15 protein-coding genes are annotated in these 17,851 nt (G+C 68.5%); 5 read left to right on the forward strand and 10 right to left on the reverse strand.

Features of this window, described 5'->3' with window-relative positions:
• Positions 1-283 precede the first annotated feature (283 nt).
• Together AC50YM_RS19930 and AC50YM_RS19935 are read right to left on the reverse strand one after the other, a co-directional pair.
• Positions 284-1,642, reverse strand: coding sequence for a class I SAM-dependent RNA methyltransferase (locus AC50YM_RS19930; RefSeq protein WP_494958665.1), 1,359 nt, complete (start codon positions 1,640-1,642; stop codon positions 284-286).
• Positions 1,639-3,615 carry an APC family permease gene (locus AC50YM_RS19935; protein WP_494958666.1) on the reverse strand — a complete coding sequence of 659 codons (1,977 nt, stop codon included), beginning with the start codon at positions 3,613-3,615 and terminating at the stop codon, positions 1,639-1,641. The genes AC50YM_RS19930 and AC50YM_RS19935 overlap by 4 nt, the downstream gene beginning before the upstream one ends.
• Positions 3,616-3,783: 168 nt before the next feature.
• Between AC50YM_RS19935 and AC50YM_RS19940 the strand changes: the two genes are divergently transcribed.
• Both AC50YM_RS19940 and AC50YM_RS19945 read left to right on the forward strand, forming a co-directional pair.
• The gene (locus AC50YM_RS19940) at positions 3,784-4,455 is read left to right on the forward strand and encodes a potassium channel family protein (protein WP_494958667.1); all 672 of its coding nucleotides are present in this window, start codon (positions 3,784-3,786) and stop codon (positions 4,453-4,455) included.
• A complete protein-coding gene (locus tag AC50YM_RS19945) occupies positions 4,456-5,205 on the forward strand; it encodes a potassium channel family protein (RefSeq protein ID WP_494958668.1) in 750 nt (249 codons plus the stop codon).
• 29 nt (positions 5,206-5,234) lie between these two features.
• Here AC50YM_RS19945 and AC50YM_RS19950 read toward each other — a convergent pair whose 3' ends face one another.
• The 4 genes from AC50YM_RS19950 to dut all read right to left on the reverse strand — a co-directional run bounded on the left by AC50YM_RS19950 (position 5,235) and on the right by dut (position 7,708).
• Complete coding sequence (locus AC50YM_RS19950) at positions 5,235-5,939, reverse strand: DUF3159 domain-containing protein (RefSeq protein WP_494958669.1); 705 nt, start codon at positions 5,937-5,939, stop codon at positions 5,235-5,237.
• Positions 5,936-6,352 carry a single stranded DNA-binding domain-containing protein gene (locus AC50YM_RS19955; RefSeq protein ID WP_494958670.1) on the reverse strand — a complete coding sequence of 139 codons (417 nt, stop codon included), beginning with the start codon at positions 6,350-6,352 and terminating at the stop codon, positions 5,936-5,938. Before AC50YM_RS19955 ends, AC50YM_RS19950 begins: the two co-directional genes overlap by 4 nt.
• Entirely contained in the window at positions 6,345-7,076 is a 732-nt protein-coding gene (locus AC50YM_RS19960) for a DUF3710 domain-containing protein (RefSeq protein WP_494958671.1), read from the reverse strand. The genes AC50YM_RS19955 and AC50YM_RS19960 overlap by 8 nt, the downstream gene beginning before the upstream one ends.
• Before the next feature lie 89 nt (positions 7,077-7,165).
• Complete coding sequence (dut, locus tag AC50YM_RS19965; protein ID WP_494958672.1) at positions 7,166-7,708, reverse strand: dUTP diphosphatase; 543 nt, start codon at positions 7,706-7,708, stop codon at positions 7,166-7,168.
• A gap of 120 nt (positions 7,709-7,828) precedes the next feature.
• Between dut and AC50YM_RS19970 the strand changes: the two genes are divergently transcribed.
• Entirely contained in the window at positions 7,829-8,314 is a 486-nt protein-coding gene (locus AC50YM_RS19970; protein ID WP_494958673.1) for a DUF3093 domain-containing protein, read from the forward strand.
• Positions 8,315-8,323: 9 nt separating this feature from the next.
• On the opposite strand, the gene AC50YM_RS19975 is transcribed toward AC50YM_RS19970, so the two are convergent.
• Complete coding sequence (locus AC50YM_RS19975; protein WP_494958674.1) at positions 8,324-8,623, reverse strand: DUF4193 domain-containing protein; 300 nt, start codon at positions 8,621-8,623, stop codon at positions 8,324-8,326.
• A 353-nt stretch (positions 8,624-8,976) separates the two neighbouring features.
• On the opposite strand from AC50YM_RS19975, the gene sepH reads away from it, so the two are divergent.
• Positions 8,977-10,350: a septation protein SepH gene (gene sepH / locus AC50YM_RS19980; RefSeq protein ID WP_494958675.1), complete on the forward strand. Its 1,374-nt coding sequence runs from the start codon at positions 8,977-8,979 to the stop codon at positions 10,348-10,350.
• Positions 10,351-10,383: 33 nt separating this feature from the next.
• Here sepH and AC50YM_RS19985 read toward each other — a convergent pair whose 3' ends face one another.
• The 3 genes from AC50YM_RS19985 to AC50YM_RS19995 all read right to left on the reverse strand — a co-directional run bounded on the left by AC50YM_RS19985 (position 10,384) and on the right by AC50YM_RS19995 (position 15,154).
• Positions 10,384-11,604: an alkaline phosphatase family protein gene (locus AC50YM_RS19985; RefSeq protein ID WP_494958679.1), complete on the reverse strand. Its 1,221-nt coding sequence runs from the start codon at positions 11,602-11,604 to the stop codon at positions 10,384-10,386.
• A 1-nt stretch (position 11,605) separates the two neighbouring features.
• Complete coding sequence (locus AC50YM_RS19990) at positions 11,606-12,352, reverse strand: DUF5998 family protein (protein ID WP_494958676.1); 747 nt, start codon at positions 12,350-12,352, stop codon at positions 11,606-11,608.
• 111 nt (positions 12,353-12,463) lie between these two features.
• The gene (locus AC50YM_RS19995) at positions 12,464-15,154 is read right to left on the reverse strand and encodes a bifunctional acetate--CoA ligase family protein/GNAT family N-acetyltransferase (protein ID WP_494958677.1); all 2,691 of its coding nucleotides are present in this window, start codon (positions 15,152-15,154) and stop codon (positions 12,464-12,466) included.
• A gap of 67 nt (positions 15,155-15,221) precedes the next feature.
• On the opposite strand from AC50YM_RS19995, the gene AC50YM_RS20000 reads away from it, so the two are divergent.
• The gene (locus AC50YM_RS20000) at positions 15,222-17,744 is read left to right on the forward strand and encodes a DNA gyrase/topoisomerase IV subunit A (protein ID WP_494958678.1); all 2,523 of its coding nucleotides are present in this window, start codon (positions 15,222-15,224) and stop codon (positions 17,742-17,744) included.
• Positions 17,745-17,851: the final 107 nt, after the last annotated feature.

Raw genomic sequence — 17,851 nt, forward strand, 5'->3', positions numbered from 1 at the left:
CTGAACGGAAGGTTTTCTGCACCTTCAACGGAGTTCAACCGGAAAATTTCGTATTCGGTACCGGCTACATTAAGTTTGCCTTTTGAACCGAAGCTGTCCACAATGCTCATCGCAGGACTCCTCTCGCAACAGTTTCATCTTTGTCGCGCCGCAGACCCCTTGCTAGTTAGGTCACCCTAACTAGCACCGGGCCTTGTCATCCAAGGACCGGTACAGGGTGGTGCAGGAGGTCAGCCGTGATTACGGAGCGCGACGTCGGACTACTCCGCCCATCCTAGTGGCCTCAGCCCCGGGGAGTCAGTAGCGCCACAGTCTCCATGTGATGAGTATGCGGATAGAGGTCAAAGGCCCGCAGCCCCGCCAGTTCCCACCCGGACTGCTGGAAGTAGCCCACGTCGCGGGCGAACGACGCCGGATCGCAGGACACATAGGCGACGGCCCGGGGGCCGGCCCCGACCAGCTGGTTCACGACGGCTTTGCCGGCGCCGGCCCGGGGCGGGTCCAGCAGGATGGCGTCGAATTTGCGCGCTTTCTCGCGCAGCACCCGTTCCACCTTGCCCTGCACGATCTCCACCTGGGCTGCGTCATGCAGGTTCTTCCGCGCGTCACGGCTGGTGCCGGGTGATCCCTCGACGGACAGCACGGACCCGGTCTCCCCGACGGCATCGGCCAGCGGCGCGGTGAACAGCCCGGCCCCGGCGTAGAGGTCCGCCACCACGGCGCCCGGTTCGAGGAATCCGCCGTCGCGCAGGAAACCGGTCACGGCCCCCACCAGGGTGTCCGGGGCGTCCCGGTGGATCTGCCAGAAACCGTCGCCGGTGACACGGAAGTCGTGCCCGGACGCGGTCTCCTGCACGTAGGTGCGGCCGCGCAGCCGCAGCACCTCGCCCTTGACCGGGTCGAAGCTGGCGACGGAGACATCCTCGGGCAGTTCGGCGAGGACAGCGCTGAGCCGCTTGGCCCGGGTTCCGGGGGCGGGGACCAGCAGCACGAGCGGGCGGGAGCCGTTCGCCGGCGCGGCGACCTCGATGCGTTCGATGCCCTGGAGATCGATGTCCCAGAGCCGGAGGGCGTTGATGGCGTCCACGGCCAGGGGCATTTCCCGGACCGGGAGGACGACGTCGGAGCGGTGCGCGTGCATGCCGAGCTTTCCGGCCGGGGTCACTGCGAAGCCGGCGCGGGTCCGCCAGGCGAGGCCCGCCGCCGGACCCGTTCCGGACTCCCCCGCCGCGTCCGCGGGGCCCTCCACCGTTAGCGGGAAGTCGACGCCGGCCAGGCGGCGCAGCTGTTCGGCCAGCACCTCGGCCTTGAGGCTGCGCTGGCGCCCGAGGGTGATGTGGCCGAGTTCGGCGCCTCCCACCGGCGGGTGGCGGTGCGACCAGGACCGCGCGGAATCGGCCAGGTCCCAGAAGTGCTCCACCCGGTCCGGGGAGGCCGTCAGGACTTCCACGACGTCGCCGCGCCAGAACTTGGCGTCGGCACCGGACTCGGTGAGGCGGACCCGGACCTTCTCGCCGGGGATGCCGTGGCGGACGAACACCACACGTCCCTCATGCCGGGCAACGCAGTGCCCGCCGTGGGCGACCGGCCCGACGTCGACGATTAACTCGGTATGGGCTTGCGTTTGGGTGTCGGAACTCATTGGGTGTCCTGCAGTCTCTTGGCTTCTTCGGATGATTTCAGCTGCCACGGCACACTGGCCACCATGACGCCCGGCTCGAAGTGCAGCCGGGTTTTGATGCGCAGTGCGGTCTGGTTGTGCACCAGTTGCTCCCACCACTTGCCCACGACGTACTCGGGGATATAGACCACAATCAGGTCGCGGGGCGAATCGCGCCGCATGTTCTTGATGTATTCCATGATGGGCGTCACCGTTTCGCGGTACGGACTGGCCAGCACTGTCAACGGTACCGGGATTTCCAGCTTCTCCCAGTCCGCGACCGTCTGCTCGGTCTCCTCGTTGCTGATGTCGACCGTGATGGCGTCCAGCCGGGAGGGCCGGGATGCGCGGGCGTAGGCCAGCGCCCGGAGCACCGGCTTGCGGACGTGTGAGACGAGCAGCACGGCGTGCACCCGGGAGGGCAGGGCGCGGGGCGAGGAGTCCTCGTCGACGGCGAGTTCCTTGGCCACGTTGTCGTAGTGCGCCCGGATGCTCCACATGATCAGGAACAGCACGAACATGGCCAGCAGTGCGATCCAGGCGCCCTGCTGGAATTTCGTGATCAGGACGATCACCAGGACCAGGGCGGTCATGCCGAAACCGACCATGTTGATGGTGCGGGATTTGAGCATCCGCAGTTTCACGGCGGGGTCTTTGGCGAGTTTCAGCTCCCGGCCCCAGTGCCGGACCATGCCGAGCTGGCTGAGGGTGAAGGAGATGAAGACGCCCACGATGTAGAGCTGGATCAGCTTGGTGACATCGGCGTTGAACGCGATGACCAGCACCAGGGCGCCGGCGGCGAGGGCCAGGACACCGTTGCTGAACGCGAGCCGGTCACCGCGGGTGCGCAGCTGGCGGGGCAGGTAACCGTCCTGGGCCAGGATGGAGCCGAGCACCGGGAACCCGTTGAAGGCCGTGTTGGACGCAAAGACGAGGATCACGCCGGTGGCGGCGACAACCAGGTAGAACGGGATGGATCCGGCGCCGAAGATGGTCTCGGCGATCTGGCTGATCGCCGGGCTCTGGATGTAGCCCTCGGGCAGCGGCTCGCCGTCCAGCAGGAATTCGGTTGCCGGGTCCAGCACGATGTGCACCATGGTGGCGTTGGCCAGGTAGATGATGCCGGCCAGCATGGAGGCCGCGATGACCCCGAGCAGCAGCAGCGTGGTGGCGGCGTTTTTGCTCTTGGGCTTCTGGAAGTTGGGCACGCCGTTGCTGATCGCTTCCACGCCGGTCAGGGCCGCGGCGCCGGAGGAGAAGGCCCGGAGCAGCAGGAAGGCACCCGCGAGTCCGACCAGTCCTTCGTCGAAGCCGGGCGCGGGAATGATCGTGAAAGCGGCCGACGGCGCCTGCCCCAGCTGGCCGGTGGCCGCCTGGAAGACGCCGACGGCCGTCATGCCGAGGATGGACGCCATAAAAATATAGGTGGGCACCGCGAAGACACTGCCTGCCTCCTTGATGCCGCGAAGATTCACGAGTGCCAGGACCACGACGCCGACCGTGGCAATGATCGCCTGCTGGCCGTGCAGCGAGGGCACCGCCGAGGTCAGGTAGGTCGCGGCGGAGGACATCGACACGGCGACGGTCAGCACGTAGTCGACCAGCAGCGCGGAGGCAACGGTGAGCCCGGCATGTTTGCCCAGGTTTTCGTTGGCGATCTCGTAGTCGCCGCCGCCGGACGGGTACGCGTGGACGTTTTGCCGGTAGGACGCGACAACGGTCAGCAGCACCACCATGACGGCCAGGCCCACCCAGGGCGAGAACGCCACCGCACTGACGCCGGCCAGCGCCAGCGTCAGGAGGATTTCGTCCGGTGCGTACGCCACGGAGGACAGCGCGTCGGAGGCGAAAACGGGCAGGGCGATCCGCTTGGGAAGAAGGGTGTGAGCCAGGCTGTCGTTCCGGAACGGCCTGCCTACCAGCACCCGCTTCACGGCATTGAAAATTGTCGGCACCACACAAAGCTAGTCCGATTCGGACGCGATGTCATGACGGCGCCGATCCCCGCCGTCCGGGCGCCGGCCGGGAGCTCTGCCGGCGGGCCGTCCGGGGCTGGCCGCGCGGGCTGTGGGGGCCGGTAGAGTTTTACCCAGCAGCAGACATCAAAGCTTGAGGAGGCACGTGTGGCGCACTTCGTGATCATGGGTTGCGGCCGGGTGGGGGCAACCCTGGCCCACACGCTCGAGGACGCCGGCCATTCCGTGGCGATCATCGACCAGGACGACCGTGCCTTCCGGCGGCTCCGCAATGGCTTCACCGGCCGCAAGGTCACCGGCGTCGGCTTTGACCGGGAGACCCTCAAGCAGGCCGGCGTCGCGGAAGCGTACGCCTTCGCCGCCGTGTCCAGCGGTGACAATTCCAACATCCTGGCCACCCGGGTCGCGCGCGAAACGTTCCACGTCCCCCACGTTGTCGCCAGGATCTACGACCCGGGCCGGGCGGAAATCTACCAGCGCCTCGGCATCCCGACGGTCGCCGCCGTGCGCTGGAGCGCGGACCAGGTACTCCGGCGCATCCTGCCCGAACAGCACCTGGCCGGCGACTTCCGGGATCCGTCCGGCCGGCTCGTGCTCGCCGAGGTGGATCTGGATCCGGAATGGATCGGCCACCCGGTCACCTCCATCGAAAAAGCCGCCGGCATCCGCGTCGCGTACCTGACCCGGTTCGGCGAGGGCATGCTGCCCGTGGCCGGCACGCTGTACCAGGACGGCGACACGGTGCACGCCATGCTCGGGGTTGACCGCAGCAGCGAAGTCGCCCACATTCTCGCCAAGTCCCCCGCCAAGGAGTCCTAAGTGAAAGTCGTTATTGTCGGGGCGGGAAGCGTCGGTTCCTCGATCGCGCGCGAACTGCTGGCCCACAAGCACGAGATCCTCCTGATCGACCTGAAGCCCGAGGTGATCGGCCGCAGCGGCCTGCGCGGCGCCCACTGGCTGGTCGGCGACGCCTGCGAACTGAGCACGCTGCAGGACGCGAAACTGGAAGACGCCGACGTCGTGGTCTCCGCCACCGGCGACGACAAGGTCAACCTGGTGGTCTCGCTGCTGGCCAAGACCGAGTTCGGCGTCGGACGGACGGTGGGCCGGGTCAACAACCCCAAGAACGACTGGATGTTCGATGATTCCTGGGGCGTCGACGTCGCGGTGAACACCCCGCAGCTGATGACCGCCCTCGTCGAGGAGGCGGTGGAAATCGGCGACCTGGTCCGCCTGCTGACCCTGCAAACCGGCGTGTCATCGCTGGTCGAGTTTACTGTCCCCCACGATTCGCACGTGATTGGCCTGACGGTGGGCGACATCGAGTGGCCCGAGGATTCCACCCTGGTAGCGATCCTGCGGGACCAGGCCCCGATCACGCCGAGCCGTGATGACGTGATCGACGGCGGGGATGAGCTGTTCTTCGTGACCACCATCGCCGCCGAGGACGGGCTGCGCGCCCTGCTCTCGCCGGAGTCCCAGGACGAGGACGAGCCGGTCGACGGGCAGCACCCGGTCACCTCCGCCGGGCACGGCCAGGCCGGCGAGGACGACGGCTTCGACGGCTAGCCCGGCTGCGCTACCGCGCCATGCGGGGGCTAGGCCGCGTCCGGTGCGGCAGGGGCGGGCCGGGTCAGCAGCCAGGCCACCCAGATGCCAAGAATGTACAGCGGGGCCCCCATCAGCAGGCGTGTGGTGGCCAGGGCCGCGAAGCCCGGTTCGCCCATGAAGTACAGCGGAACCTGGACCAGGAGCCGCAGGACCAGGACGCCGATGATCACCGAGGTGCCAATCTGGTAGGCCCTGACCCGTGCCGGGTTCTTCCGCCAGTCCAGTCCTTCGTTCCGGATGAAGCCGAAGATCAGCCCCGCGAAGGGCCAGCGGACCGCAATCGAAATCCCCATCCCCACGATGTAGGCGGCGTTGGTAAAGAACCCCGGAACGTAGAAGTCCTCGGCCTTGCCGGTGGTGTTGGCCAGCCAGGCGGAGATCCCGACGCCGGCGATTCCCGCCAGGGCCTGGGTCAGCGGCTTGCGCTGGACAAGCCGGGCGATGGTGAACGCCGCGGCGACGGCCAGGGCGGCCACCAAAGCCAGCGGCAGCTCGCGCGTGATCGTGAAGGTGACCAGGAAGAGCAGGCCCGGGAGAATGCTCTCGGCAATGCCCTGGATGCCGCCGGCGCTTTTGAGCACGTCGATGTTGCCGTTGCCGGAGCGGTGCAGCCCGGCTTTGGCCGCGTAGCCTTCGGCGAGCTGCGCCACCGTGGGCTGGGCTGCGGGCTCGGGTTTCTCGGGCAGGGTCATAGGTCCTCCTGGCGGGAGAGTATCTCGTAGCGGGGATTGAACATGGTCGGCAGGCCGTCGCGCACGGTGACCATGCCCTGGAGCCGGAGTTCGGTGCCGGCGTCGATGCCTGGGATGCGGCGCCGTCCCAGCCAGACCACCCGGAGCCGGTCCGAGGGGACGGAGGGCCGCTGCCGCCGGCTGCCGCCTGGCGGGGCGGCCGCAGCGGTAGCCGACGCTGCCGGGACGGGACCCTTACCGCGGGACTTGTCCGCCGCCTCATGGTCGACGACGACCGCGGTGAAGGCCGCGACCTGGCTGGCCGGCGGGTAGGTGACCGCCTCGATGTAGCCGTGGCACACCACACGGCCGCGGACCGGCAGCCCCCGCACGGAGACGGAGGAGGCCGGATCCTGGCTGGGGGCATCAACCAATCTGGGTAGTCTCCGGTCCACGTTCGGGCTGCCCGAGGTCCGGGGCGGACTGCGGTGCGGGTGCGGCATTTTCCTTCGGCAGACGGAGCTGCAGCAGATCGCGCGGCGGCATCGGGTTCTCACCGCGGACCACAACGATCTGCCGGAACAGCCTCTCCAGCCCGGCGGCCGCGTCGCGGTCCACAGCGGCCTCGCCCCCGAGCACGCCGCGGAGGAACCAGCGCGGACCGTCGACGCCGATGAAGCGGGCAACGCGGTAGCCCTGGCTGGCGTCGGCGCCACTGGCCGGGAGCTTGGCGAGCAGTTCGGTGCCGAAACTTCCCTGGACTTCCTCGACCTGGCCGCCCTGGCTGCCCACCGACTGGCCGATCTGCTCACGGATTTCTTCCCACAGGCCCTCGGAACGGGGCGCCGCGAAGGCCTGGAGCTGGAGGCTTGAGCCGTTCAGGTCCATGGTCACTGCGACGACGCGCTGCGTCGCCTCCTCGACCTCAAGCCGGAGCTGCAGGCCGTCCGCGGGAGCGATCAGGAGCGCGCCGAGGTCCACGTAGCCGTCCTGGTCCTCGATTTCCGAGACGTCGAAGGGGCCCGTAGCGCCGCGGACGGGGGCAGCGGAGGACGTCCCGGCGGACGCACCGGCGGCAGCGTCAGCCACGGCCTCCTGGGTTTCCCCGGGGTCTGTCAGCTGTTCCTGCTTGGCTTTCCTGCCACGCCCAAAAACCATGGGGTTTTCTCCTTAGTTGTGATCCTGTGAGGCCGCATCCGCGTCCGTGTGGGGGCCTGCGTAAATACTGGCGTCTTGCCCGCCGCCGGTCAGCCCGGCGCGCCGAAGCCGCCGGTGGATCCGAAGCCTCCGCCGCCGCGAACCGAGCTGCCGAGTTCCTGGACCGGCAGGAACCTGGCGTGCTCCACGCGCTGAATAACCATTTGTGCAATTCTATCGCCGCGTTTGAGTTCAATCGCCTGGTGGCGGTCGGTATTCAGCAGCGTTACCGCAATTTCCCCGCGGTAGCCTGCGTCGACGGTGCCGGGGGCATTCACCACGGTCAGCCCGTGCTTGGTCGCGAGTCCGGAGCGGGGGTGGATCAAGGCCACGAATCCATCGGGAAGGGCAATGGAAACCCCGGTGGGAACCAGCCGGCGCTCCCCCGGTTCCAGCACCACGTCCTCGCGGGCGCGCAGGTCCGCTCCGGCGTCGCCCGGGTGCGCGTACGACGGCGGTTCCAGGCCGTCGTCGAGCATCTTCAGCTGCACCGTCAGGGTGGGGGGTCCATACTCTGCCACGGGCTCCGCCGCTGGCGCCGCTTGCGGCTCTGCCGTTCCGGCGGGGGCTGCTGCAGTCGTTTCTTCAGTCACAGTCCCTCACTCTAACGCCAGCGGCGAAGATCGGCCTAGCGGCGGCCGGCGGCCGCGGAGGCCCGCCACCGGTTCTGCCGCCAAGGTGAAATAGCCCGGCAAAAGTGGAAAGCTGGGGTTATGCCCGAATCCAGTGCAGCCGTGCCTGCCCCCAACAGCACCCCCAGCGACGCCACCGTTTTGTACAGCGAGAAGCTCTCGCCGAATTTCTGGATCTGGCTGGTGGCGGCAGGACTGTCGGGCGCCGGGATCCTCGTGTTCGCCCCCATCAGCATTTTCGCCGGGCTGACCGCTGCGGTTGTCCTGTTCGTGATCATCGCCGTGCTGCTGGTCCTCTCGACCCCCGCCATTACGGTCACGGGCTCCACGCTCCGTGTCGGCCGCGCCACCATCGAACGGCGGTTCGTGGGTGCAGCCTCGGGGTTCCGGGGCCAGGAGGCGACGGCCGAACGAGGGACCCGGCTAAACGGCCTGGCCTTCCTGTGCATCCGCGGCTGGATCGATCCGGTGGTCCGCATCGAGATCACCGATCCCTCCGACCGGACGCCGTACTGGCTCACGTCCACCCGGCGGCCGGACGAGCTGCTCGCCGCCCTGAATTCCTAGCCCCCGCTTCTAGCCTTCGCAGTCCTTGCAGTATTGCAGGCCGTCCTTTTCGCGGGCAATCTGCGAACGGTGCCGGACGAGGAAGCAGGAGGCACAGGTGAATTCGTCGGCCTGGGCCGGCAGCACCCGGACCAGCAGTTCCTCCCCGGACAGGTCCGCGCCGGGGAGTTCGTAACCTTCGGCAAGGTCCGATTCGTCCTCGTCGACCACTGCGGAAGGTTTTTCCGTACGCCGCGCCTTGAGCGCCTCAATCGAATCCTCGCTGAGATCCTCTTCGGTCTTGCGCGGCGCATCGTAGTCAGTCGCCATCTTGTGTCGCTCGCATTCCGCATTTGTTCGGGTGGATCGCCTGCCCGGACTGCCCTGCAGGCGGTGGCCCTGGGCCCCGGTAAGGTTCTCCGATGTCAACGCCGGCCACGCGGTATTTGTGCCCGATGTCGGGTCATCTTTGCTTAAGCGTCCGGTGAACACCAGAGTCATGCGGTCCGCACCGCCGGGCGTCGGCTGCAGCGTACCGGATGTGCCCGGCGCCGGGCCCGGGGATGAGCCGGAATGGGGTGTAAATTCGCGGAAAATGACGGCGCGCCCTCCGTCCTCACCCGAATTGGCACGCATCGGTGGCAGAGTTTCGATTGTTAGTAATGCCAGGGTGGAGGATTTGTATGCAGGATCTACGGCTTGTAGGCGTCCACGACGACGGGAAGCATCTCCTGTTGAGCGGCGCCGGCGGCGAGATGTTCCAGCTGCCAATCGATGAAGCACTTCGGGCGGCAGCCAGCCGGACGCCGGCGAAAGCTGCTTCCGGAGCGGGCACGGCGCCCATTGCCCTGTCCCCGCGTGATATCCAGGCGCGGATCCGCAGCGGTTCGACGGCGGCAGAGGTGGCGGAGCTCTCCGGAATTCCGCTCGCGAAAGTCCAGCGCTATGAGGGTCCGGTTCTCGCCGAGCGCGAGTATGTCGCACAGCAGGCGCGCAGGGTGGAGGTCGCTTCGCCGGCCCCGGGACACGATGTCTACCGCTCGGTGTTCGGCGACCAGCCCGCTTCGCTGGGCGAGATGGTGGCACACCGTCTGAGCGCCCACGGGATTGAAGCCTCCAGCGTGGAGTGGGACTCCTGGCGGCGCCCGGACGGCAACTGGAACGTGGTGGCCCGGTTCGAGGCGAAGCCAGGCGGGCCCACCGGCATCGGCGAGGAACCACCAGCCATGTGGACGTTCAGTCCGGCCCGGAAATCACTGCAGAACGCCAACCGCTGGGCGCAGCAGCTCAGCGAACTTGAGCCCCTCGACGGTCCGCTCCCGGCCCGCCGGCTCACGGCCGTCTCTGACCGCCCTTTTAATTTTGAAACCGACGCCGACGCCGCTGCCCGAACCGCGACCGCCCAGCTTCAGGTCGTCCAGCAGCTCCAGTCGCAGCAGGAACAGGAATCCGACGGGCTGCTCGATATGCTGCGTTCCCGCCGCGGGCAGCGCCTCGGCGTGGACGAAGACGCTGACGACGCCCTGGCGGTGCTCCTGACCAACGGCGTTCCCGCCGCCCACCCTCGGCCCTCAGAGGTCCCTGCCGAGGCGCCGGGCGGGCAGGAGGCCGCCGGGAAGGTAACCGCTGAGTCCGATACCCCCGAGCCGGAGCCCGCTGAGGCACCCGCAGCGGACACCGAAGCACGGCCGTCCAACAATCCGTGGGAACGCCGCCGCGACGGGAGGCCCTCGATCATGTCCCGGCTCACGCTGGCACCGCGTCAACAGGACAAACCTGACGACGCGCTGAAACTGCATGACGGAGTCAGCACTGACACCCGGGAAATCACCATCGTGGCCTCGCAGCTGCGGCCGGCCGGCCAGCAGGGACCCACGTCCAGCCCGGGGCTGGACGAGCTCCTCGGCGGCGGAACCCCCAGGCGCCAGCAGCGGGAGTCCCCGGCCGCTGCCCCGAATGACCGTGACGCGGAGCAGCCGGAGCGCCAGCCGGCCAAGCCGAAGCGCTCCAGCATCCCGAGCTGGGATGACATTGTTTTCGGAGCCCGCGGGGACTAGCGGAAGACTCGTACGGCAAGGCCCCTCACGCATTCAGGCGCGGGGGGCCTTTTTTCCGTCGGCCTGGAACGACAGCAGCGGGACTTCGCGTTCGGCTTTCGTCAGCGAACCGTGCTGGCCCACGACCTCAAGCGCCGTCGGACGGACCCGCCGGGTGTCATAGAAGGCCAGGGCATCCCGAGCGGCGATCATCACGTCGCCGATGCGCGGGCCGACCTCGGCCCGGACCGCGCCGAACAGGCCCGCGGCGGTGGCTTCCCCACGGGTGAACGCCCAGATCCGGTCGCCGAACCGTGCCCGCCAGGCATCGACCAGCCGCGCGCTGCCGGCGCCACCTTCGGATTCTTCAAGGTAGAGGTGGACCATCCGCGGCTCGCCCGCGGTGTGGCGGACGCCGGCAATCAGGGCGGGGTCGGCGGAGTAATCAATCCGTTGGGATTCCGGTACATCGAGCATGCCGTGATCGGCCGTCAGCAGGATCGTGGTGCCCGCCGGAAGGGTGGCGCTCAGCCGTTTCACCGTGGCGTCGAGTTCCTCAAGCTGGTGCTCCCACTGGGGTGACTGGCAGCCGTGGCGGTGGCCGGCCTTGTCGAGTTCGTTGACGTAGAAGTACATCAGCGAACGTCCCGCGCCGGCCATCGTTTCTGCGGCCGCGGCCGTCCTGGCGTGCGAGGTGGTGGCCGTGACGTAGCGGCCGCCGCGGAGCGCGGCACGGGTCATGGCGGAGTCGCTGAATTGCGGGAGGCTGACGGTGGTGACGTCCACGTGTTCCGCGGCCCGCTCGAACACAGTGGGGAACGGCTGCCAGCGGTGCGGGTCGACCCCGGCGTCCCAGCCGCCGAGCATGTTCACCACCCGGTCCTGGTCGGGGTCCAGGACGTCGTATCCCACCATGCCGTGCTGGCCGGCCGGGAGTCCGGTGCCGAAGCTGGCCAGCGACGCCGCCGTGGTGGAGGGGAACGCCGAGTCAAGCGATACCGGCACGCGCCCCTGGCCGGACTGCATCACGGAGCGCAGGAACGGCGTGTGCGCCGACTTCTGCTTCAACAGGTTTCGCCCCAGCCCGTCGGCGAGGACCACACAAACGCGTTTCGCCGCGGGCAGGTTCAGCCGGTTTTCGAATCCCGGCACGCCCACACTGGCCGCGGCGCTTGTGAGCACCTCGGCGACGGAGCGGTCCCCGAACGCCGGGGCTGCGGGCAGCATCCGGGCCGGGGCCGGGGCGAGGGGTTCTGGCACGCGGACCGGCACCATCTCAGCGCTGGTGGCCGCGGCTGGCGCGGCTTCCGAAAACACCCATCCGTGGGCGGGGCGGGAGCCCGGGGCCGGTGTGCGGCACCGGGGCAGTGGATCCGGTGTTCACGGCGCGGAGGGCACGGGCGAACAGCTTGGCGTCCTGGACGGCCTGCAGACCGTCGGCTTCGGCGCTGATCCGGATCACGATGTCCTCCTGCGCGATGGTGCCGCTGTAGCCATGGTCGGCCTCGCACTGCGGGTCCCCGCAACTGGCCGGCCCCATGTCGAGCCGCTGGCCGCCGGACCAGGCGATGGACAGGGTCAGCTCGCGGACCGGATCCGAGGACTTGTATTCCTGGGGCTGCGCGTACACGTAGCTGAGGACCACGGAGCGGATCTGCGTGACCGGGACGGATTCGGTGGAGACCTGCGCCACCGTCTGCTCCCCTGCCTCGTCGAGTTGCTGGTCATCCACGTGGGTGATGACCAGCATGTCTTCGGTCAGGACCAGCACGGTGATGTGGCGGCGTACCTCGGCGCGGTCGAAATGCGTCTCAAGGTGCACCAGGTGGGCCACGCAGTCGCGCCCGTCGAGGGCGTCGGCCACGACGTCGGCCACGAGCCGGGGGTAAAAACCGGCCTGCTGGAGGGCCGCTTCCAGGCTGTGTCCCTGCGCGCTGTGGTCATGCAGGCCGTGATGGTGCGCGCCGCCCGGGCGTCCGGAGACGGTCGCCTGGGGCTTGGGTGTCGGAGACTGAAGGCTCATGGTCTCCATTTTCACAGATCAGCTGGGGACAAGCTAACTGCAGCGGGCCGCGGCGTGCCCGGCCGCTGCCCCGCCGGCCCCCTGGACGTCAGCGGCGCATGGCACCGGAGGTCAGTTGCGCATGGCACGGCGGGCACTGTCGGTGCGCTGGGCCGCGTTGGCGATCCGCACGTCGGCCGCGAGGATGGCCGCCCCCTCCGGCCCGGCAAGCACGGGGTTGAAGTCCACGAGCGCGATTTCGGGATGGTTGTCCTTGAGCCGGGTCAGCCGGGCGGCGAGGTCCTCCAGCGCCTTGGCGTCCACGGCAGGCAGCCCCTGGTAGCCAAAAAGTTTCCGCGAGGCCCTCGGGGCCCGGATGAAGTCATGCAGGTCCGAGCCGGACAGCGGCGGCACCCGGTGCGCCCAGTCGTCCAGCAGGTTCACCGCATCACCCGCCAGGCCGAAGGAAACCACCGGTCCGAGCAACGGGTCCTCGATGGCGCGGAACGTGCAGGCCTGGCCCACCGGGGCCATCGACTGCACTTCGAGCGACGGCGAGCCGTAGCGTTCCAGCGACCTGCGCATCTCCAGGACATTGCGCCGCAGCGACTCGGCGTCCTGGATGTCCAGGCGCACCCCGCCGAGGTCCAGGCGGTGCCGCAGCGCGGGGTCGGTGGTCTTCAGCGCCACCGGCCAGCCGAGCCGGTCCGCGGCCGCGACGGCTTCTTCGGCGCTGTCAAAACCGACCGACGGGACCACCCTGATGCCGTAGCGGGCCAGCAGCCCCGCTGCGGTGTCCGGGTCCAGCCGGATCAGGTGCTCGCCGCCGACGTTCTCCAGCAGGCGTTCCAGCTCGTCATGGGTGCCGTCCGGGTCACAGCCCTCGGGTTCCACAAACAGGCCCTGGTCCCGGCTCAGCCACTGGGCGTAGCGGACCACGGCAGCCAGCGCGGCCACGGCCGCGCCGGGGTTGGAGTAACAGGGCACAACTGTCCCCCCTGCGTCGTCGCCGACCATGCCTTCGACGTAGATGGAAGGGTCCAGCAGGCCGCTGAACGCCGCCACGACGGGCTTGCCGGCCGCGACCGAGCACTCGGCCAGCACCCCGGCAATCTTTTCGACCGTGAGGCCATGCGCCGGCAGCAGGGCGACGACGACGGCGTGCACGGTGTCCGCGGTCAGGACTTCCTGCAGGCTGTGCCGCAGCGCCGGGAGCGCCACGGACATTCCGGCGTCCAGGTCAACGCTGGTGACGACCCGTTCCACCCCGAGTCCCTGCGCGGCCGCGCTGTCCGCGACGACCTTGCCGAGGGCCCGGGAGTTGCTGAAGACGGCGACCGCCGGCCCCTTCGGCAGGGGCTGGCTCGAGACGATCTGGGCGACGTCCATCAGCTGCTCGATGGTCTCGACGCCGATCACGCCGGCCTGGCGCATCATCGCGTCCAGGGCCTCCGGCGGGGCCTGGGTGGTGCGCACGGCGTGGCCGGGAGGCAGCCCCAGACCCATCGCGCCGGACTTCGCCACGATGACCGGCTTGGTGCGGGCCAGACGCCGGGCGAGGCGGGAAAACTTGCGCGGGTTGCCGATCGATTCCAGGTAGAGCCCGACGGCGGTGGTGTCGGCGTCGTCCTCCCAGAACTGCATCATGTCGTTGCCGGAGACATCGGCGCGGTTACCGGCCGAGAGGAAGGTGGAGATCCCGACCCGGCGCCGGCTGGAGGCCGCGTAGAGCGAGACGCCGATCGCGGCCGACTGGCTGAACAGGCCCAGGCCGCCGCTGCGGCCCAGCGCGGGCGCCACGGAGGCGTTCAGGGACACGGCAGGGTTGGTGTTCATGATGCCCAGCGAGGCCGGGCCGATGACGCGCATGCCGTTGGCGCGGGCCTGCCGGACGAGTTCGCGCTGCCGGGTGAGGCCGCGGTCGCCGTCGTCCGCGTAACCGTCGGTGGCGACCACAATTCCTTTGACCCCGGCGGCGCCGCATTCCTCCACGACCTTGGGGACCTCGGCGTAGGGGACGGCGATGATTGCGAGCTTGACCGGTCCCGGCACCTCGGACAGCCGGGCGAAGGAGATCATCCCGGCGAGTTCCAGGGCTTCCGGGTTGATCGCGTAGACCGGGCCGGTGAAGCCGCCCTCGATGATGTGCTCGAGCAGCTGGTAGCCAATGGTGCCCCATTTGCGGCTGGCCCCGATCACGGCCACGGAGGTCGGGGCGAGCAGTTCCTGGATGCTGCGGGCCTCGGCGCGGTGTTCCCGGGACTCCATCACGGCGCGGGACTTGTCCGTGGGGTCGATGTTGAATTCCAGGCTGACGATGCCGTCGTCGAAGTGGCGCTTGACGTCGTAGCCGGCGTCGGAAAAGACCATCAGCATCTTCCGGTTTTCCGGAAGGACCTCGGCACTGAATTTGCTGATGCCGTTTTCACGGGCGGCGGCGGCGAGGTGTTCGAGCAGGATGGAGCCGATACCGCGGCCCTGGTGCGCGTCGGCGATATTGAACGCGACTTCGGCTTCCTCGGGGTCATCGAGCCGGTCGTAGCGGCCGATGCCCAGGATTTCCCCGCCGATGGTGATCACGAACGCCACCCGGTCCTTGTGGTCGACCTCGGTGAAGCGCTTGAGTTCCTTGGCGGAGAGTTTGGACTTGAACGCGAAGAACCGCATGTAGGTGGACTTCTGCGACTGCCCGACATGGAAGGTCTGGACCGCGTCCGCGTCGGACGCGTGGATCGGGCGCAGATGAGCCGTCCCACCGTCCCGCAGGACAACATCGGCTTCCCAATATTCCGGATATACGCTGTCCACGGGCTGATCCACCATAGGCTTAGCCTAGTCATAAACTTACGCAGCTTACGTTCTGCACCGCTCAGAAGGACCCACCCGCCTCATGGCCCGCCGCCAAACCCCGTCCCCGGCAGGGGAAGCCAGCCAGGATTTCGTAGAGAATATCGTCGACATCGACGTCACCTCCGAGATGGAGGGATCGTTCCTCGAGTACGCCTATTCGGTGATCTACTCGCGGGCACTTCCCGACGCCCGGGATGGCCTGAAACCCGTGCAGCGGCGGATCCTGTACATGATGAGCGAGATGGGCCTCCGCCCGGATCGTGGCCACGTCAAGAGCGCCCGGGTGGTGGGCGAGGTCATGGGTAAGCTCCATCCGCACGGTGACACCGCGATCTACGACGCCATGGTGCGGATGGCGCAGGACTTCTCGCTGCGGCTGCCGCTGATTGACGGGCACGGCAACTTCGGCTCGCTCGACGACGGCCCCGCGGCCCCGCGGTACACCGAAGCCCGCCTCGCGGCCGCGGCGCTGAGCCTGACCGACCACCTGGATGAGGACGTCGTCGACTTCGTCCCCAACTACGACAACCAGCTGACCCAGCCCGACGTGCTGCCGGCGGCGTTCCCGAACCTCCTGGTCAACGGCGCCACCGGCATCGCCGTCGGGATGGCCACCAACATGGCCCCGCACAACCTGGTGGAAGTGATTGCGGCGGCCCGGCATCTGATCGAGCACCCGGACGCCACCCTCGAGGACATCATGAAGTTCGTCCCCGGCCCGGACCTGCCCACCGGCGGCCGGATCGTGGGCCTGGACGGCATCCGCGACGCGTACGCCACCGGCCGCGGCTCCTTCAAGACCCGGGCCAAAGTGGAAGTCGAGCAGCTCTCGGCCCGCCGCACCGGACTGGTGGTCACGGAACTGCCGTACATGGTGGGACCGGAAAAGGTGATCGAGAAGATCAAGGACGCCGTCAACGGCAAGAAGCTGGCCGGCATCAGCGACATCGTGGACCTCACCGACCGCAAGCACGGGCTGCGGCTGGTGATCGAGCTCAAGAACGGCTTCAACCCGAGCGCCGTCCTCCAGCAGCTGTACCGCTACTCGCCGATGGAGGATTCCTTCGGCATCAACAACGTCACGCTGGTGGACGGGCAGCCGCAGACCCTCGGGCTGCTGCCGCTGCTCTCGGTCTATGTGGAACACCGCATCAACGTGGTGCGGCGCCGGACCGCCTTCCGGCTCGGCAAGAAGAAGGACCGCCTGCACCTGGTCGAGGGCCTCCTGATCGCGATCGTGGACATCGATGAGGTGATCCAGATCATCCGTTCCTCGGACGAGGTGGCCGCGGCCAGGACCCGGCTGATGTCCATCTACGACCTGACCGAGATCCAGGCCAACCACATCCTGGAGCTCCGGCTCCGGCAGCTGACCAAGTTCTCGCGGATCGAACTCGAGAAGGAGCAGGACGAGCTGCGCCGCGAGATCGCCGCGCTTGAGGCGATCCTCGGCTCCAGCGAGCGGCTCCGCGCGCTGGTGTCCGCCGAACTGGCCGAGATCGCGGAGAAATACGGCACCCCGCGCCGGACCGTGCTGCTGGAGTCCGAGGCGGTCTCCCCCACGGTCGCCTCCGCCCTGGCCGCCGCGCCCGGCGCCAAGGGCAGGGCGGCTCCGCTTGCCCTGGAGATCGCGGATGACCCCTGCTGGGCGATCCTGACCGCTTCCGGGCAGATTGCGCGGACCGCCAACCAGGACGACCTCGCCGAGGCCGGCCCGCGGACCCGGCATGACGTGTTCAGGTCGGTGGTGCAGACCTCAGCCCGCGGCGAGATTGCCGCCGTCACCTCGCTGGGCCGGATGCTCCGGCTCCAGGTCATGGACATGCCCGTGCTGCCGCCGACCTCCGGCACACCGAACATGGCCGGCGGCGTGCCGGCCAAGGACTTTATTACCCTGCTCAAGGGCGAATCCCTGGTTGCCTTCGCTCCGCTGGACGAGGTGCTTGCGATCGGCACGGCCCAGGGTGTGGTGAAACGGCTCCAGCCCGACTACCCGCTGAACCGCGAGGACTGGGAGGCCATCGCGCTCAAGGACAAGGACACCGTGCTCGGCGTGGCTCCGGCGGGTTCCGACGACGTCGACCTCGTCTTCGTGACGCAGCAGGCGCAACTCCTGCGCTTCCCCGCCTCGGCCGTCCGTCCGCAGGGCCGGACCGCCGGCGGCATGGCCGGCATCAAACTGGCTGCCGGGGACCGGGTGATGTTCTTCGGCGCCGCCAGCCCGGGCGACAGCGCCGCCGTCGTCGTGACCATCGCCGGCATGGAGGGGGCGCTGCCGGGCACCGCTCCCGGTGCCGCCAAGGTCACCGCACTGTCCGAGTACCCGGCGAAGGGCCGCGCCACTGCCGGGGTCCGGGCGCACCGGTTCCTTAAGGGCGAAGACACTTTGCTGCTCGCGTGGGCCGGCCACGGCCCGGCGAAGGCCTCGTCCGCGGCGGGGGTGGCCCGCTCCCTCCCGGGCGAACACGGCCGCCGCGACGGCTCGGGCATTCCGCTGTCCCAGGCGATCGACGCGATTGGCCCGAGCATGGCCTGGCAGCCGGACCCGGAAACCGCCGACTAGTGCTCCGTGTTAATGGTTTGTTTGCGTTTCATCTTGCCCAGGAGGTACTCCGCTGACTTGGTCCAGGTGAATGGTTTGGCGTCCTGGTTGTAGTTCTCGATGTAGCG

This window comes from Pseudarthrobacter sp. RHLT1-30-1 (genome assembly GCF_059383415.1).

Excerpts from the sequence above, each read along its gene's own strand:
- AC50YM_RS19930 (WP_494958665.1), bottom strand. The coding sequence starts at position 1,642 with ATGAGTTCCGACACCCAAACGCAAGCCCATACCGAGTTAATCGTCGAC.
- AC50YM_RS19950 (WP_494958669.1), bottom strand. The coding sequence starts at position 5,939 with ATGACCCTGCCCGAGAAACCCGAGCCCGCAGCCCAGCCCACGGTGGCG.
- AC50YM_RS19960 (WP_494958671.1), bottom strand. The coding sequence starts at position 7,076 with ATGGTTTTTGGGCGTGGCAGGAAAGCCAAGCAGGAACAGCTGACAGAC.
- AC50YM_RS19970 (WP_494958673.1), top strand. The coding sequence starts at position 7,829 with ATGCCCGAATCCAGTGCAGCCGTGCCTGCCCCCAACAGCACCCCCAGC.
- AC50YM_RS19975 (WP_494958674.1), bottom strand. The coding sequence starts at position 8,623 with ATGGCGACTGACTACGATGCGCCGCGCAAGACCGAAGAGGATCTCAGC.
- sepH (WP_494958675.1), top strand. The coding sequence starts at position 8,977 with ATGCAGGATCTACGGCTTGTAGGCGTCCACGACGACGGGAAGCATCTC.
- AC50YM_RS19985 (WP_494958679.1), bottom strand. The coding sequence starts at position 11,604 with ATGGTGCCGGTCCGCGTGCCAGAACCCCTCGCCCCGGCCCCGGCCCGG.
- AC50YM_RS19990 (WP_494958676.1), bottom strand. The coding sequence starts at position 12,352 with ATGAGCCTTCAGTCTCCGACACCCAAGCCCCAGGCGACCGTCTCCGGA.
- AC50YM_RS19995 (WP_494958677.1), bottom strand. The coding sequence starts at position 15,154 with ATGGTGGATCAGCCCGTGGACAGCGTATATCCGGAATATTGGGAAGCC.
- AC50YM_RS20000 (WP_494958678.1), top strand. The coding sequence starts at position 15,222 with ATGGCCCGCCGCCAAACCCCGTCCCCGGCAGGGGAAGCCAGCCAGGAT.